This is a genomic window from Leptolyngbya sp. FACHB-541 (genome assembly GCF_014695875.1).
GTDB lineage: Bacteria > Cyanobacteriota > Cyanobacteriia > Elainellales > Elainellaceae > JAAUTN01.
Genome location: NZ_JACJPC010000089.1, coordinates 37,431 through 54,099, shown reverse-complemented (window position 1 = coordinate 54,099; position 16,669 = coordinate 37,431). Strand labels below are relative to the sequence as shown.

The 16,669-nt window shown below is 48.8% G+C and carries 16 protein-coding genes; 11 read left to right on the top strand and 5 right to left on the bottom strand.

From position 1 onward, the window contains the following. Window positions 1–132 precede the first annotated feature (132 nt). The 7 genes from H6G00_RS19025 (at window position 133) to H6G00_RS18995 (ending at window position 7,077) form a co-directional block, all read left to right on the top strand. A complete protein-coding gene (locus H6G00_RS19025) occupies window positions 133–645 on the top strand; it encodes a DUF4347 domain-containing protein (RefSeq protein ID WP_190797939.1) in 513 nt (170 codons plus the stop codon). Window positions 646–782: 137 nt separating this feature from the next. Next, window positions 783–971 carry a hypothetical protein gene (locus H6G00_RS19020; RefSeq protein WP_190644706.1) on the top strand — a complete coding sequence of 63 codons (189 nt, stop codon included), beginning with the start codon at window positions 783–785 and terminating at the stop codon, window positions 969–971. Window positions 972–1,113: 142 nt separating this feature from the next. Beyond that, window positions 1,114–2,028 carry a putative selenate ABC transporter substrate-binding protein gene (locus H6G00_RS19015; RefSeq protein WP_190797938.1) on the top strand — a complete coding sequence of 305 codons (915 nt, stop codon included), beginning with the start codon at window positions 1,114–1,116 and terminating at the stop codon, window positions 2,026–2,028. After that, window positions 2,025–2,777, top strand: coding sequence for a phosphonate ABC transporter ATP-binding protein (locus tag H6G00_RS19010; protein WP_190797937.1), 753 nt, complete (start codon window positions 2,025–2,027; stop codon window positions 2,775–2,777). Before H6G00_RS19015 ends, H6G00_RS19010 begins: the two co-directional genes overlap by 4 nt. A gap of 4 nt (window positions 2,778–2,781) precedes the next feature. Beyond that, window positions 2,782–4,575 carry an ABC transporter permease subunit gene (locus tag H6G00_RS19005; RefSeq protein ID WP_190797936.1) on the top strand — a complete coding sequence of 598 codons (1,794 nt, stop codon included), beginning with the start codon at window positions 2,782–2,784 and terminating at the stop codon, window positions 4,573–4,575. 372 nt (window positions 4,576–4,947) lie between these two features. Then, on the top strand, window positions 4,948–6,660 hold the full coding sequence (locus H6G00_RS19000) for an AarF/ABC1/UbiB kinase family protein (RefSeq protein WP_347277721.1): 1,713 nt from the start codon (window positions 4,948–4,950) through the stop codon (window positions 6,658–6,660). 36 nt (window positions 6,661–6,696) lie between these two features. Beyond that, window positions 6,697–7,077 carry a hypothetical protein gene (locus H6G00_RS18995; RefSeq protein WP_190644710.1) on the top strand — a complete coding sequence of 127 codons (381 nt, stop codon included), beginning with the start codon at window positions 6,697–6,699 and terminating at the stop codon, window positions 7,075–7,077. 78 nt (window positions 7,078–7,155) lie between these two features. Here the strand turns inward: H6G00_RS18995 and H6G00_RS18990 are convergent, their stop codons facing one another. Then, the gene (locus H6G00_RS18990) at window positions 7,156–7,839 is read right to left on the bottom strand and encodes an ATP-dependent Zn protease (protein WP_190797935.1); all 684 of its coding nucleotides are present in this window, start codon (window positions 7,837–7,839) and stop codon (window positions 7,156–7,158) included. Between the two features lie 3 nt (window positions 7,840–7,842). Further along, entirely contained in the window at window positions 7,843–8,655 is an 813-nt protein-coding gene (locus H6G00_RS18985; RefSeq protein WP_347278202.1) for a M15 family metallopeptidase, read from the bottom strand. A 94-nt stretch (window positions 8,656–8,749) separates the two neighbouring features. Here H6G00_RS18985 and H6G00_RS18980 point away from each other — a divergent pair, with 94 nt between their 5' ends. Beyond that, the gene (locus H6G00_RS18980) at window positions 8,750–9,787 is read left to right on the top strand and encodes an AEC family transporter (protein WP_190797934.1); all 1,038 of its coding nucleotides are present in this window, start codon (window positions 8,750–8,752) and stop codon (window positions 9,785–9,787) included. Window positions 9,788–9,936: 149 nt separating this feature from the next. Here the strand turns inward: H6G00_RS18980 and H6G00_RS18975 are convergent, their stop codons facing one another. Next, window positions 9,937–10,401: a hypothetical protein gene (locus H6G00_RS18975; protein ID WP_190644713.1), complete on the bottom strand. Its 465-nt coding sequence runs from the start codon at window positions 10,399–10,401 to the stop codon at window positions 9,937–9,939. Between the two features lie 639 nt (window positions 10,402–11,040). Here H6G00_RS18975 and H6G00_RS18970 point away from each other — a divergent pair. Beyond that, window positions 11,041–12,723, top strand: coding sequence for a HAMP domain-containing sensor histidine kinase (locus H6G00_RS18970; protein WP_190644714.1), 1,683 nt, complete (start codon window positions 11,041–11,043; stop codon window positions 12,721–12,723). Here H6G00_RS18970 and H6G00_RS18965 read toward each other — a convergent pair. Then, the gene (locus H6G00_RS18965; RefSeq protein ID WP_190644715.1) at window positions 12,680–13,198 is read right to left on the bottom strand and encodes a phosphoribosyltransferase; all 519 of its coding nucleotides are present in this window, start codon (window positions 13,196–13,198) and stop codon (window positions 12,680–12,682) included. The genes H6G00_RS18970 and H6G00_RS18965 overlap by 44 nt on opposite strands. 295 nt (window positions 13,199–13,493) lie before the next feature. Here H6G00_RS18965 and H6G00_RS18960 point away from each other — a divergent pair, with 295 nt between their 5' ends. Continuing rightward, window positions 13,494–14,996: an MFS transporter gene (locus H6G00_RS18960; protein ID WP_190689249.1), complete on the top strand. Its 1,503-nt coding sequence runs from the start codon at window positions 13,494–13,496 to the stop codon at window positions 14,994–14,996. A gap of 44 nt (window positions 14,997–15,040) precedes the next feature. Continuing rightward, window positions 15,041–15,778: a 4'-phosphopantetheinyl transferase superfamily protein gene (locus H6G00_RS18955; protein ID WP_199318590.1), complete on the top strand. Its 738-nt coding sequence runs from the start codon at window positions 15,041–15,043 to the stop codon at window positions 15,776–15,778. A gap of 46 nt (window positions 15,779–15,824) precedes the next feature. Here the strand turns inward: H6G00_RS18955 and H6G00_RS18950 are convergent, their stop codons facing one another. Beyond that, complete coding sequence (locus H6G00_RS18950) at window positions 15,825–16,421, bottom strand: rhomboid family intramembrane serine protease (protein ID WP_190797933.1); 597 nt, start codon at window positions 16,419–16,421, stop codon at window positions 15,825–15,827. Window positions 16,422–16,669: the final 248 nt, after the last annotated feature.

Here is a 16,669-nt window from a genome sequence, read left to right as displayed (position 1 = left end):
GTATTTCCTGCATTTCGAAGGCAAAGTCACTTCTGTTAGCTTACTTTCTAAACCAGACTGGAAGCTGCTTTAAAGCCTTTCAGTCTGACACCAAGCCAAGCTTCGCTCACAAGAATCTGGAGTTCTAATCTTATGGTTTCAGCAAACGGACAGGGTGCGGCATGTAGCACCGATATCTTGGAGCGATCGCTACCCGTCAAAGACCTACATGGCAACGCGCTTTATTTCCCATCCTCCATCCTAGAGTCACCTCAGAAGCTAGTGATCGTTGATCCCAGTATTGAGAACCACCGCGCCTGGATGAAGCAGACTGAAATCAAAACCAAGAAGTTTTTGCTCAATCCCGACTCAGATGGAGTTGAGCAAATCACCCAAATCCTTGATCGACATTCTGAAATCTTTGGACTTCACATCATTTCTAGCGGAACATCCAACCACCTCTGTCTGGGCAGTACTAAACTGGGACTCCACAACCTCGATCGCTACGCTTGGGATTTACAAGACTGGTGCAGTTCCTTTTCTGCCACAGGTAGCGGAAAGATTGTTCTTTACGGCTGTACTGTTGTAGCTGAAAGTCATGGCTTTGAGTTTGTACACCGCTTCAGTCAACTTACAGGTGTAGATGTAATCGCTTCCAGTACCTAGTTCACAACTTTGCCTTTGAGCTTCATGATCCCTTGATAATCAGGGTTTTCTTGCTTTTGAGGGATAAAAACTGAAGATTATCGGGCATTCTGCAAATAGTTCTGGTGGAAGTACGACCTTAATAGTGCAACCTCATCATGTGCGACATTCCTGATTGCATTAGCCCAAGAGATCTGTTTTGGCTGTGGTATAACCGGGCAACGTTACGCCAGAAGAAGAACGCACGTCAACTTTTCAAGCGGTTTGTTACAGCCGCAGAAACTGAACGGGTGCTTCAGGTAATGTTGCAGCTTGAAAGCTTGTCCGATAATTCCCCTCACCTATAGTCTGGCTGACATACAGTTTGCGTGACCCACATTCTGTCTGCCTTCCTGTTTGCTCCCCTCCCGGTGCATCCTATTCTGGTAGATTTAGCGATACCATCAACTCTTGGTTTATTTCTGCTAAAGAAACAAGATTGGTGCGCTAATGAAAAGAATATTGCTGTCTGCTCTGCTGGTGCTGATGCTGCCCTTGGCTGCTTGTTCACCTGGTTCAGAGACAGCTTCATCGCCACAAGACTCTGTTACCCAACCCTTTGTCACAGGTGCGATTCCTGACCAAGATCCAGAAAAGCTCCAGCGACTTTACAGCAAGCTGGCAGATTATCTGGAGGCAGAGTTGGGGGTGCCTGTCGAATATCAGCCCGTCACGGACTACACAGCAGCGGTCACAGCTTTTCGAGTAGGTGACTTAGACATGGTCTGGTTTGGCGGATTGACTGGGGTGCAGGCTCGGTTGCAGGTTGAGGGATCGGAGGCGATCGCCCAGCGTGACATTGATGCTGACTTTCACAGTGTCTTCATCGCCAACAAAAATACTGGCATTGCTCCACTCAATGACCTGAATGAATTGACCAACCTCAAAGGGCGAACGTTTACCTTTGGCAGTGAGTCTTCTACGTCGGGTCGGCTGATGCCGCAATACTTCCTGGAACAAGCAGGTGTGAGCCTGGAAGATTTCCGTGGAGAAGTTGGCTTTTCACAATCACACGATGCCACAATCCAGCTTGTGGAAGCTGGCACGTATGAAGTTGGTGTGCTTAATGAGCAAGTCTGGAAGAGCCGGGTTGAGGCAGGCGATATTGATTTGAGTAAGGTGGATGTGATCTGGCGATCGCCCGCATACTTTGACTACCACTGGGTGATCAACCCCCAAGTCAAAGAGCGTTATGGGGAAGACTTTGTCGAGCAGGTGCAGGCAGCACTGCTGAAGCTTGACCCCAATGTGCCGGAGCAAAAGGAAATTTTAGAGTTGTTTGGTGCAAATCAGTTTATCGAAACGGAGAATTCTAACTATCAGCAGATTGAGGACGTTGGGCGGGCGATCGGCAAGATTCAATGAGCTCAGATCCCATCTTTGAACTGAGACAAGTGACTCAGCAGTTTGGACATTTCCTGGCGCTCGATGACATTAACCTGCAAATTTATCCTGGTGAACGGGTAGCACTAGTGGGGTCAAGTGGTGCCGGGAAAAGCACGCTATTGCGCTTGCTCAATGGAACTTTGTTGCCCAGTCAAGGAGAAGTGTGGGCGTTAGGACAAAATCTCAGTTGCCTCTCTTCTCGCCAACTGCGTCGTGTTCAGCGACAGATCGGCACAATTTATCAGCAGTTTCATTTAGTTGATAGCCTGCGAGTGATTCACAATGTGAACGCTGGTCATTTGGGGCGCTGGTCATTTTGGCGGGCTGCCCTGTCCCTGATTTACCCGCTGGAGGTGAAAACTGCCGCTGCCGCCTTGCATCGAGTTGGCATTCCCGAAAAGCTCTATGCCCGAACAGATCAGCTCTCAGGAGGGCAGCAGCAGCGGGTGGCGATCGCACGAGTTCTAGTCCAAGATCCGCTAGCAATTTTGGCGGACGAACCTGTCTCTAGCCTTGATCCAGCACTTAGCCAGGAGGTAATGAGTTTATTGCAAACTCTGGTGCAGGAATCAGGTAAGACACTTGTAACCAGCCTTCATTCAGTCGAACTAGCAAGGAGCCATTGCGATCGCATCATTGGGCTGCGAAACGGCAAAATTCTCTTTGATGCACCACCCGCTTCTGTTTCGGCTGAAATGATCGATGCCCTCTATCGGCTGAAGGAGTAAAGGCATGGATCAGCCGCTATCACGTCCTTCACTGCTAAATCAGCGTGCTATTTGGGGATTGGTTGCGTTAGGGGCGATCGCCCTTTCCCTTTACCAAGCAGGACTGTTTCAGCGGGACTGGCTCAACCTGGGTGGATTGTCCCAACTGGGGCGATTTTTCCAAGCTAGCGTACAGCCCGACCTCAGCCCAGAGTTTTTGCGTTTGACCCTTAATGCCATAGTCGTCACACTGGCTTACGCGGTTTGTGGAACGTGCCTTAGTCTGCTGTTTGGGTTAGTCGGTGGTGTGCTCGTCTCAGAAGTATGGTGGCAGTCCGTCTTTCCTCGCCAAGCAAAGCAACGTTCAATTTGGCTGACGATTCGAGCAGGTTTAGCAATACCCAGGGCAATTCACGAACTGATCTGGGGATTGTTTTTAATCAATATTTTTGGCTTAGATCCACTGGTGGCAATTGTGGCGATCGCCATTCCCTACGGGGCGATCGTTGCCAAGGTGTTCTCCGAAATTCTAGATGAAACGCCCCGTCAACCGTTGATGGCGCTCTTAAACAGTGGCGTTGCGCCGCTGACTGCGTTTACCTACAGTCTCTTACCCCAAGCATTTCTAGATTTGCTTTCCTACAGTTTTTACCGCTTTGAGTGTTCGATTCGGTCAGCGGCAGTACTGGGGATCATCGGTGCAGGTGGGTTAGGCTACCAGATTTTGCTCAGCCTTCAGTCCCTTCGCTATGAGCAACTTTGGACACTCTTCTATGCGCTGTTTGTGTTGAATGGGACTGTCGATCTCACCAGCGCTGTCCTACGTCATCGTCTAGGGTCACCTAATCGCCTAGATTTAAACTTGCGGCGGGACAATCGATCTAAGAGCCAGGAATTAGAGGGGTTGCGGGATGGTTATTCCACCAGTTCGGGCGGGCAAGAGTCCCATCCCACTCAAAATGCAGCTGATCAAGTTTCTATGCCTAAGCAACAGCGACAACCCCGCGATCGCGGGGTGATGGTAGCAGGTTTGGGAGCAGTGTTGCTCATTCCTTTCTGCTTTTGGTATGTGTCAGCCGATTTCAGCAAGCTGTGGTCACCGCGCACAATGCAGCTCTTGGCAGATATCACTCAATCCTCCCTGCCACCCAACTTTGATGGAGAGCAGCTTCCTCAACTGCTAGCGCTCTCATGGCAAACTTTGGCGATGTCGATTTTGGCGATCGCCGCAGCAGGCATCGGCGGAATTCTGCTTTCCTTTCCAGCGGCTCACAACTTCTTCTTGCCTGGTGGATTGCTCAATCCTACACAGTCCAGCCGATCAGGTCGCCTGCTTGCCTGGGGAATGCTGCTGCTCGCCCGATCGGTTCTGCTGATTGCTCGTGCAGTGCCTGCGCCAATTTGGGCACTAGTGGCGCTATTTGTGCTGTTTCCAGGAATATTACCCGGGGCGATCGCTCTGGGGTTACATAACCTGGGAATTCTTGGTCGGCTGATGGCAGAAGTCACTGAAAACCTGGACCAGCGACCCCTACTAGCTTTGAAAGCGCAGGGAACGCCTGCCTCCCTGGTTTTTCTGTATGGCGTGTTGCCCACCACAATGACGCGATTCCTGGCTTACATTCTTTACCGTTGGGAGGTCTGTATGCGAGAAACTGTCATTGTCGGGCTGGTCGGCGCTGGCGGATTGGGGCGTTTGTTGACTGAGCAGTTGAGCAGTTTTGATTACAGCAGTGTCATCGTGACATTGAGTAGTTTTGTTGTCCTTACGTTTATTGTGGATTGGGTCAGCGGCAGGATGAGGCGATCGCTACGTTAGCCTTCATCAAAACCTTTGCACTGCCCACACGAATCCACTGTGAATTAGCGTCTTCAAATGCTAACTTGTTACAAAAATTAATGAGTGAACCGATAAGCAATAAAAATATTTGTAGTTTTCTATACTATAGTTAATAAAAGAAAAGCTGGGCAATCTAAAGGGATTTAGGTTTATGACTTTGTCTTCTGCCCCCCTGTAGACTGCCTGGAACTGTAGCTGTCGTAGGGTGGTCTCTCATAGGTGGTGGCTGGTGTTTAACGCCCCACGGGGTCTTAGCAGGCAATGTCAGTGAGACAATGCCTCAGCAGATATTGAGTCTAGTCTACGCAAAACCTAAATCGCAAATCCCCAGTTTGAGAGGTATAGAGAGGCGTGAGTCAGCATCCATTAAATCGGCTGAGACGCTATGATGCGGGCGCGATCGCCCAACACTATCGCTACCGTCCCTGGAAAACCTGGTGGCGTTCTCTGATGGTTATGTTAGCGTTTGCTGGATTCATACTGGGACTGAAGTGGGATGAGTGGCAGCACCGAGTTGAGGCAAATAAGTCTAAGCGTGCCGTTCAGCTACGTCAGTTGTTGACCCGATTGGGTCCAACCTTCATCAAAGTTGGTCAGGCGCTCTCCACTCGACCTGACCTTATTCGTAAAGACTTTTTGGAAGAGCTGATCAAACTGCAGGATCAGCTACCTCCCTTCCCTACTGCTCAAGCATTTCCCATTGTCGAAACTGAGCTAAACCGTTCTATCAGTGAAATTTTTAGCGAGATTTCGCCAGAACCTATTGCTGCTGCTAGTTTAGGGCAGGTCTATCGGGCTAAGCTGCACAGCGGCGAAGAAGTAGCGGTTAAGGTGCAGCGTCCTAACCTGCTGCCAACTCTGACGTTAGATCTGTACTTGATGCGTTGGGCAGCGGGCTGGATTGCTCCCTGGCTGCCTCTAAATTTGGGGCATGACCTGACTCTGATTGTGGATGAGTTTGGTATCAAACTGTTTGAGGAAATTGATTATCTAAACGAGGGACGAAACGCCGAAAAGTTTGCTGCCAACTTTCAGGATGATCCTAACGTCAAGGTTCCTGCCATTTATTGGCGCTACAGCAGCACTCATGTCCTGACACTGGAGTGGATCAACGGCTTTAAGCTCACTGACATGCAGAAAATTCAGGAGTTTGGTCTAGATACAGATACCTTGATTCAAATTGGGGTCACTTCGGGGCTGAGGCAGCTTTTAGAGTTTGGCTTCTTTCATGCTGACCCACATCCTGGCAACCTGTTTGCGATGCCAGATGGTCGGATGGCCTATATCGACTTTGGCATGATGGATCAACTCAGCCAGGAGATGAAAGAAACGCTGGTTGACTCCTTGGTTCATCTCGTCAATAAAGATTACCCCGAACTTGCAGAGGACTTTGTAAAGCTTGGTTTCCTTACACCGCAAACCAACATTTGGGAAATTGTCCCAGCTCTAGAAATGGTCTTGGGTAAGGCAATTGGGGAAAGCGTTGGCAGTTTTAACTTCAAAACTATTACTGATCAGTTTTCTGAACTGATGTATGAATACCCGTTTCGGGTACCTGCTAAGTTTGCGCTGATTATCCGCTCTTTGGTAACTCAGGAAGGTCTGGCGCTTAGCCTTAACCCCAATTTCAAAATTGTTGAGGTTGCCTACCCCTATGTGGCTCGACGGCTACTCACCGGTGAATCGCCTGAACTACGGCGCAGGCTGATTGAGATCTTGTTTAAGAATGGCAAGTTCCAGTGGGAGCGCCTAGAGGATCTGATTGCGATCGCCCGTTCTGACCAAAACTTCGACATATTGCCAACGGCTCAATTAGGTTTACAATACCTGTTGTCTGATGAAGGTCAATTTTTGAGGCGGCAACTTGTCTTGGCATTAGTTGAAGACGATCGCCTGCACACCGACGAAGTACGACGGCTGTGGAATTTGATCAAACCAGACTTTAAGCCCTCGCGTTTATTAAACGCAGCCTTAGGAGCACTGACCGGACTATCTACTGAGGAAGTTGCTCTACTTCCAACCTTTGCAGCCTTCTCAGGATTTCAGAACAGGGCAAATCATTAAGTAGACAAACTACTCGCATTTTTAAGGATCTACCCCGTGCCCGTACCCTTATACTATTATTCTCCGCCTTATTTCCTGCTATTTGCCGGTCTTCTAGCTGGAATCGCCTCTGGAATCGCCTTTAAGACGACGCTTGAGCAGGCAGTCCAGGAGTGGTCACGAAATCGCTCGACTCGTACTTTAGCAAATTTACAGGGAATTCAACTGCTTGTGCCCTTTGTCGGAATTGGCATCGGAGCCTGTGTGTTTCTCTCATCGGGGCTGGAGATTTTTGGCTTCCCTACTTGGTTAGCGTATGCGATCGCTCTTCCCCTTACCGCTTTCATCAGCCTTTTGGTGTGGTATCAACTCAGCAGTATTCTTGTACAGCTCGAAAAAGGTGGCTCTAAAGCACTGGACTTAGACCTATTCAACTAAATTGGGTCATTTTTGAAGCGAATGGGGGCACGGCTTCGCCGTGCCCCCATTCACGTAGGGACATCTAGAACGATGCTTTTACTTGATGGCTACTTGCTCAATTACCTCGTAGCATTTACTCACGGGTTCAGCCTGAGTCATCGCAATCACTAGTTCTTCATAGGCAGAGCGGTGGACTTCTAGTAGCGATCGTGCTTGCAAAGATGCCCAGCGCTGCTTGGTTTCACATTCGCTCAGGGGTTGCTTAAGCTGTGTCCAGAGGATGCGTAGTTTTTGGCGATCGTCAGCGCCTCCCTCGGCATTCCCATAAACTAGCTTCTCAGCCGCCGCTCCTGCCATCCAAACCGTACAATAGCGATCTACTAACTGAGCAGAAAGTATGCCCTTTTCCAATTCTGCATTGAGTTCCTGGCTGTCAAAACTCACACCGCCTAGACCCGGTTGTCCCTGTCGAAAAGCTTCCCAGGCGCTTAAGGTGTAGCCCGTGATTGGAATTCCTAGAAGATGAGCCACCAGAAAATGCCCAGCTTCATGATGAATGACCCGCTCTCGGTGTTGGGGTGAAAAGCGAGCCAGCCAATCTAGCAGCAGCGTACCCCCACGCCCCTGCCAACTCAGTGTGTCCAGCGTTGCTGCCCCTAATAGCCCAAAAACAGCGATCGCAGGCACCACGGGTGATAAGTTCACCAGTGGTCCTAGCAAACTTGACATCACCAGGGTAAAAATTGTGATTGCAATTAGATTTAGAGCAGTTTGACTCATCGGTTAGCTTCCCAATCTGGCAGTCGGGGTACGGGCTTTGTAGAAGGTTTCGAGGCTGTCGCGATCGCCCACAAAGCGCCAATGCCAAGGTTCGTAGCTAACCCCTTGAGGATTATTTTCAGGGAAAGATAGCTCGAAATTGAAGTAAGCAGCGTTTTCCTTGAGCCACTTAAAGGCGGGTGTATTTTCAAAACTGATCTCTAAATCTGTCTCTGGTTGAGAGGAATCTGCTACGTCAACCGCGTAACCTGTATGGTGTTCACTGTAACCTGGTGGGGCGCTGACCTCAGCTCGCTCGGTTGAAGCCTGCCCTTGTTCAGCCTGGATGCCAAAAAACAGATATTGCTGTTCTTCAACGGTACGAAAACCAGAGATGGTAACCAGGTCAACTCCATCGGCACGAGCTGCATTACTCATTTCAGTAAACCGCTCCGCCGCCGCTTGCCGCAAACGGATGCTGCCATCTGTAGTGATGGGTGCTAGTTCTGTTTCGGGTGCTTCCTCATAGGGGAGGTGCCCCAGCAGCAAATCAGAAGACTGAGTGCCAGCGGGAGCCAGAGCTGTCTGGAGCCCAGCTTGTAGAGGAATAGCTGCACCACCAGTGAGGGAACCAGGGCTGATCGACTGAGTCAGCCAGGCCGCCAGACCACCTGCAATGAGGGCGATCGCAAACCCCATAAATCCCCACCAAAACAGCCGCCAGCCAGAACGAGTCGGCTTAGGCTTAAGAGCAGGAGTTTCGCGCAATGCTTCAGGAATATCATCTCCATGAGCCGATAGCCCTGGAGGCTTTCTGGGCGAACCCGCATTATTCACAGACCAACTCCCATACTTAGAAGTCCTCACATTAGTGATTGTAGAAGCGATTGTAAACTGAGGCACCCCCAACCTAATTTAACTTCTGATAAATATGCCGGGTCTGGAAATAAGTCTGTTAAAACTCTATGTTCCCCTAATCGGGTGGATTGGTCTGGGTGTCCTGTTGGGGTACAAGCTGCCTAAAGCCGTTCCCCTATTTCTCGGCAAGTTCCTGTTTTGGGTTGGAGTGCCGCTTAGCATTGTATCTTTTCTACGTCAGACAGATTTGTCTGAGTCGGTTTGGCTAGCTCCCATTGCTGCCTGGACAGCGATGCTGTTAGGAGGAGGACTAGCCTGGATTTGGATACAAGGGCGATCGCACTGGAAACACTGGCAGCAACAGCAAACTCGGCACAGCGGCAGTCAGGCAGATTCTGCACTGAGAAATTTTACACAGAGAAATTCTGCACAGAGCAAGAGGCGATCGCCCCAAGCAAACTGGAGCAAACCTACTCAAGGCAGCTTTTTATTAGCAGCAATGGTAGGCAATACAGGATACCTGGGCTATCCCGTTTCGCTAGCACTAGTTGGACCGCAGTATTTTGCTTGGGCGATTTTCTATGACACCCTCGGCAGTACATTGGGAGCTTATGGGTTAGGGGTTGCGCTAGCAGCCCGATTTGGTATGGGCGGACAGGGGCAACGACTACTGATTGAAGCCCTATTGAAGAACCCTGCTTTATGGAGTTTTTGGTTGGGTTTGGGGTTCCGCACTATTCCATTACCAGAGCTAGCAGAGCAGGCATTAAAGGGCTGCGGTTGGGCGGTCATTGCTCTGTCTTTACTGTTGTTAGGAATGCGACTGAGCCAACTCACCTCATGGCAAAGCGTCAAACCCGCCTCGATCAGCTTGGGCATCAAAATGCTGCTTGTCCCCTTAATGGTCGGGTTTGGGCTGTCATACTTTGGGGTAACAGGACCACCTCAATTGGCGATCGTCCTACAAATGTCCATGCCTCCAGCCTTCGCAACTCTAGTGATTGCTGAAGCCTACAATCTTGACCGAGAGTTAACGGTAACAGCATTAGCCGTCGGCTCACTGGGCTTACTGCTAACACTCCCCATTTGGTTATGGCTCTTCTCAAACTGACTCAAACTCAATAGACTCTCTGCATGAGTCCTTTCTTGAAGCATGAATGAAGGCGCGCCTCCATTCGTGCAGAAGGTCTAACAAAAAAGGAGGACAAACAATGCTGCACTCCTTTTCGGATTTTTTAGCTTCATCAAAAATTAAATTACCTATCCGACCCAATTCACATCTCCATCAGAAGTCCCCACTGAGGGTAGAGGCTTAGAGATCGGCAAATCTTTGCGGACAGAAGACTGCCCTTCGGTGGAGCTAGACTGACGACCCGGTACAGAAAGGCGAGGTGGCAAAGAAATTTCATCCCCGGCTGCCTTGGAAGGTTGGTTTGCGCTCAGCCCATCAGTTCTAGATTTTGACTGACCTACCCGTTGCTTAAAGGAATGGCGCTCTGGCACCACAATTTTTTCCATCAGATAGTCAACGGTTTGCTGTTTGACCCAGCCACGCGCGGCCAAAATTTCACCAAACCGCATCCCAGTTACCTTTTGGTCGTTGAGAGCGACTTCGATTTGACCAGCGGTCAACAAACCCGCATCGACTAGATAACTGCCTATTCGCTTCGTACCAGTGAGCGTTGGCACCGTTTTAACCCGGTAACGATCGCTCTTGTCTTGCATGCTCAGCTCCAGAAATCACTGTAAAAGGTGTGAGGAAGGTATCGAAACAGTCAACCGATAGTTCAAGGAGGGTGAAACGTACCAAGCCATCTGTCCTTGTATTTGCTGATACTCGTACTTGCTGGATGTTAGAGGGGCATCTCAAGCAATTACGTACTTTAAGTGGTCAAAGGATGCAGATGTCCTAATTACTACAGCGTAATTCCACACAGTATATCAACTATTTTATGCAAGCTTCATGAATCTGCTTATAGGTTGACAAAGAAGACTACGGAGTTGTTCCAGCCATGTTAGAGAATTTCCATAGGCGATCGCTCTCCTTCCTATACTCTTCATGGCTTCTTCATCGTTTTCCTGACATTACTGACTGATTGCTTAACATAGCTGAGCTTTAGAGATTGTCTTGAAATTTCTTTAAAATTTTTGAGAACTCTCAATCCCTTTGACCAGCGAGCAGAAAAGCAGAGGGAATAATAAACAGATACAGCCAGCAACTCTAGAGCTTGAAGCTAGACCGATTCAACCTCGTGTGGAGTGAGACGAGCAGCGGCAAAACCATCACCCAATTGAAAGCTGTTCATTTCCATTCAAAAAGTTCTATCAAACGGATCGACTTTTCTCATCATGTCAAGGCCAAATATGTCACCTCTTCAGTGGTTTGGTCGTCAGCCTCACACTGTTACTGTTACACCCACTCCTAAAAAACCAAAATTTATTAGCCTACGAACAAAATTGTTAGTGGGGTGCAGTTTGGCGTTTGCGACTGTCTGGGCAGGGGTTTTCTATCGGGCCTATAGCCTTGCAACAGAGCAAGCCATCTCCCATATCAAGGATGATTTGGCTAGTACCCTAACGGCTGCGGCTAACCAGGTCAATGGCGACACATTCTTATCTTTGTACCGGGAAGGAAAACGTAGAGAAGATGGCTACAGCAATGACTTACGTTATTGGCAACATGTCAGGTGGTTGGCAACCGTAGAGAGCATTGAACCAAGAGCCTTTACCTACACCTATGTAGCCGCACCAGAACCAGGGGCAATCTTTTTTATCGGTAGCGGCAGTGCCATTAACCATAGGATCGACGGAGCAAAATTCCTTCAGTATTACGACGTTGAAGCAGAGGAAGGGTCAACCGAAGGCTCAATTCTTTACCAGGGGCTATCCAGTCAGACGATCAGCACCGAATCCTTCACCGATCAATGGGGAACCTGGATTTCTGGAGTCGCACCCATTACTAATTTACAAGGTGAAAAGGTTGGCGCTTTGGGAGTTGATTTTCGTTTTGATGAGGTGCGTAAAGTTCAACAAGCAATTCGCCACCAGTTCTTAATCTCCTTCATTCCCACCTATGGCATCATCTTCGTGCTGGTCTACATTTTGTCGGGCGAGTTGACGAAACATTTGACGAAGCTCACTGAATCAGCCGAATTCATCGGTGCAGGAAACTATGAGCAGGGACTGTCCTATTCTCGGCAAAGCCGCTTCCCAGATGAGATGGACATTCTTGCTAAGGTATTTGACCTGATGATTACCAGCATCCGTACCCGTGAGCAGTTAATTCGTGAAGGCAAACTGGTAGAAAATGAAATGCGTCATGCTCTACAGGTGGAGAAAGAACTGAGTGAACTCAAATCTCGCTTTGTCGCGATGGTTTCCCATGAACTGCGAACTCCGTTGACTGTAATCAAAACTTCTACGGAGTTGCTAGAACACTATGGGCAAAAAATAACCGAAGAGAAAAAGCAGCAATATTTTTGCCGAATGCAGACTGCAATTCAGAATATGACGCAGTTGCTTGAGGATGTTTTGGTTGCCAATCAGGCAGAAGCTGGACAGTTGGAGTTCAATCCAATTTCACTGGATCTAGAGCAGTTTTGTCGTGAGATTACAGCAGAGATGCAGCCAGAAGAAGGCAGCAGTCCGGTCATCACATTCACCAGTCAAATGAATGGCGAACCAGCGTGTGTAGACAAAAAGCTTTTACGCTTTATTCTGATCAATCTCCTCTCAAATGCTCTGAAGTACTCTAAAACCGGACAAACCATTGATTTTGAGCTAGTTTGCCACAAGCAGATAGCTACCTTCACGGTGCGCGATCGCGGAATTGGTATCCCTCCTGAAGATCAGCCTCATTTGTTTAAGCTATTTCACCGGGCTGGCAATGTCGAGGCCGTTCAAGGAACAGGACTGGGACTGGCGATCGCCCAGCAGTGTGTGCTGCGCCATCAGGGGGAGATCAGCTTTACCAGCCAGCTTGGGGAAGGCACGACTTTCACAGTTAAGATTCCGCTTCAAAAGACGCAGCCAGTTCTGCTGGGCTAATTTTTTCATACCCCTCAAACGGCTGGTGAATCCAGGGATTGTCAGACAAATAGTCAACGTAGTAGTCAGGAGCAATGACCGAGCATTCTTTGTACCACAACACGGCAGTTCGCACTTCGTCGGTGTAAAACCCGTAGTGGCGATCGAGCCAAGTCAGAGTGCGCTTTAAAGTCACACCTGAATCGACTAAATCATCAACCAGCAGAACATGGCTGCCTAGATTGGCGGTTGTCATCGTTAAGTCGCGAGAAAAGGTGACTGAGCCTCGTACTTGATTATTGGGACCACCATAGGAGGAAGTTGCCAGAATTGCCAGGGGTTTGTCATAGATGCGAGACAAAACGTCTCCAACTCGTAGTCCACCTTTAGCGAGACAAATAATTTGGTTGAAATTCCAACCGGACTGGTGAATTTTGACCGCGAGTTGCTCAATTTTTTGGTAGTAATCTGCCCAGGAAACGTGAAGGTCTGGCATGACAGGCTCAATTCAGATTGCAAAGATGAGAAGCATCATATAGGAAACTTGTTTAATTTTTGAAAGGTTGTGTCCCCTTCACCGTACAACTTTCAAAAATCAAACTTCAAAATTCCACAAAATCATGACACCCTGAGATGATGGCACAAGGTAACTGTTTTGACATGTAACCAGACGCAATACTGGCACTTGTATCAGCGCGCTGTTGCTATACCTCCCCTAACCTGCTGTTATAGGTTTGCCAGAGGAAACGCTTGCCTAAGTTCCCTATCGTTCAGCCTGCCTTAAATTCGACATGACTCAATCTGCACCTGCTGACACTCAACCATCTCAAAAGCTCAACCTTTTCACCAAGCTATCTTACGGCGCTGGAGATATGAGTGGAGGCATCACTGCAAACTTACAGGCCTGGTCGCTGCTGATTTTTCTCACTAATGTTGCTGGGTTAAATCCAGCTTTGGCAGGGCAAGTATTGCTGATTGGCAAAGTGTGGGATGCATTTAATGATCCTGCGGTGGGGGTGTTGAGCGATCGCACCCATTCTCCTCGCTGGGGCCGTCGTCATCCCTGGATGTTGTATGGCACCATTCCAATGGGGTTGAGCTTTTGCCTAATGTGGCTAGTGCCAGATTTTAATATCACACTCAAGTTTTGGTATTACGTCCTGGTTGGCATTCTTTTTAACGCAGCTTACACCGTGGTCAATGTACCTTACTCTGCTCTGACTGCGGAGCTAACCCAAGACTATGACGAGCGCACCAGCTTAAACAGCTTTAGGCTTGCCTTTTCACTGGGTGGTGCAGTCTTAGCCCTGGTTTTGGGCTTCGTGATGGGGGAAGTTTTCTCCAATGCCAGACAACAATATTGGGTCACGGGAATTGTGTGCGCCGTCCTGTCGATCTTGACACTGTATTGGTGTATTTGGGGCACCATTGGCAGAACGCGGCAAAACATGCAGCAAGCCAGCTTGCAGCCAGAAAACGATGCAGAATCGATGCCAATTTTAGAACAATTCAAAGTTGCCCTAAGCAATCGTCCTTTTCTCTATGTGATTGGTATTTATCTGTTCTCCTGGCTGGCACTCCAGTTTACGGCTGCAATCATTCCCTACTTTGTTGTGAGCTGGATGGGGCTGGACTCTTATTTTTTGGTAGCAGCGGCCGTCCAGGGAACGGCAATTATCATGCTGTTTGTTTGCAACGCCATTAGCAAGCGGGTTGGTAAGCGATCGCTCTATTTCATGGGTATGGGCTTGTGGATTATTGTTCAGGCAGGTCTATTCTTTGTGCAGCCTGGTCAGGTTGGGCTGATGTATTTACTTTGTTTTGCTGCCAGTTTTGGAGTTGCTACCGCTTATCTAGTGCCTTGGGCGATGTTGCCTGACGTGATCGAGCTAGACGAGTTAGAAACCGGGCAGCGGCGAGAAGGTGTTTTCTACGCGTTTATGACCCTGCTGCAAAAAATTGGACTAGCAGTCGGACTGGCTCTGGTGGGTATCGCACTGGAGCAATCAGGCTTCATCGAAGCCACTCCTGGAGAGCCGCTTCCGGTGCAACCTGAGTCTGCGCTGTTGGCCATTCGCGTGGCGATCGGGCCATTGCCTACCGTGTCACTGATTTTAGGCGTGATTTTGGCTTACTTTTATCCAATTACCCGTGAAAAGCACGCTGAAATCCTTCTAAAGTTGCACCAGCGCAAGCAAGCTCGCCAACTCGCAATTGCAGAAGCCGTTTCCGACGAATTGCCTCAGCCTCCACTAGCTAGCGATGAACCGACAGAAGATGAAACCAGACTTTAAGATGAACCTTGCTGAGCTACGGGCTTATCTGCTTTCACATTGTGATGATGAGGCATTCTATTAGCTCTGGTTGGGGTTCTCCCCCGCTTCACCCGGTCCTAGACAAAGATCAGGTTCACCTTTGGCTAACCTGGGTTGATCAGGCGATCGCCCACGTTCCCCAACTTCGACAAATTCTCTCTGCCGACGAGCAAGCAAGAGCCGATCGCTTCCACTTTGAGCGCGATCGCCACCGCTTCACCATTAGCCGAGGACGATTGCGGCAAATCTTGAGCCGTTATTTGAATACTCCCGCTGAACAAATTCAGTTTTGCTATGGAATTCACGGAAAACCATCATTAGCAGGTTCTCTTACCAACACCGGACTGCAATTTAACCTGGCGCATTCTGGGGAACTCGTATTGTGCGGAGTAACACGCGATCGCCAAATCGGGGTTGATGTTGAGCAAATTCGCCCGCTGCCCAAAGTTCATCAGCTTGCAGAACGTTGCCTTTCCCTTCAAGAACAAAATTCACTCACCGATTCAAACAGCCCTGAAGAAACTTTTTTGACCTATTGGACTTGTAAAGAGGCTTATTTAAAGGCGATCGGCAGCGGTTTGAGCCAACCTATGGATCAAATCGAATTTGCCCTAACTCCAAGGGTTCAACTGCAGAGGGTTTTAGGCAGTTCTGAAACAGCAAACCTCTGGTCGTTACAGCTACTCGATCTTTCGGCTAGCTACAAAGCAGCCCTTGCGGTAGAAGGGCAGGACTATCAGCTAAGGTGCTGGGAGATCTGATTAAGTTTGCTGGAAAGCAGAAGGGGAGATTGCTCCTGCACTTACCCTACAATTGAGAATCAATTTTTTTATCGTGCGTCAGTCGCCTCAGTCCCATAATCAGTGCAACCCCCGCCAATGCCCCACCAATGTGAGCAATCCGATTAACTCCATCTTGCAGCCCAACCTGCTGCAATTCAGTCACCACCTGCTGAATCACAAACTGCCCCAAAATCAGAACTTCTAGAATTTTGCGCCAGCTCCAGCTCAGCTTAATCAGAACACTGACCACAAACAAGCCAAATACTGCGCCAGAAGCCCCCAAAGAAAGAGTTGCTCCAGGCTGCAACAGCACACTCAACAGGTTTGCACCCAGCCCTGTAACGAGATAGCTTGCAACAACACCTAAAATCCCTTCTTCTTCCTCAACTAGCTTGCCAAAAATGTAGAGAAAAAACAGGTTGCCTGAAAGGTGCGCCCAATTTGCGTGAAGGAACATGGACGTAAAAAACTGATACCAAACAGGGCGAGCATGGTTTAGATAAAGAAACTGGAGCGGTAAAGCCTGATCCAGCACAAACAGGATTAGATTGATCAGAATCAGCGCAAAAACGCCATTATAAAAACGTTCTTGCTTTCGGTCAGGTCGGTTAAGTTCTAACATCTATAGGTTTCGGTTGAGAACAGCAGAGCAGCAATTCTGTCAGGCTCAAGCGTATGCTTGCTTCTATTTTAGGAAGGCTAGAATCCAGGTTTGACTGAGGACAGGGAGCAAGCAGGGAGAGGAAGGCGATCGCTCCAAAGCTGGCTGCTTGTATCTTAGCGAAGTGAATTAGGGTGGCGTGAATTCACAAAATTGTACGAGAAAATAGTTCATATGTTCGTCTTGGCGATCGCTTACCCTAAAGGATG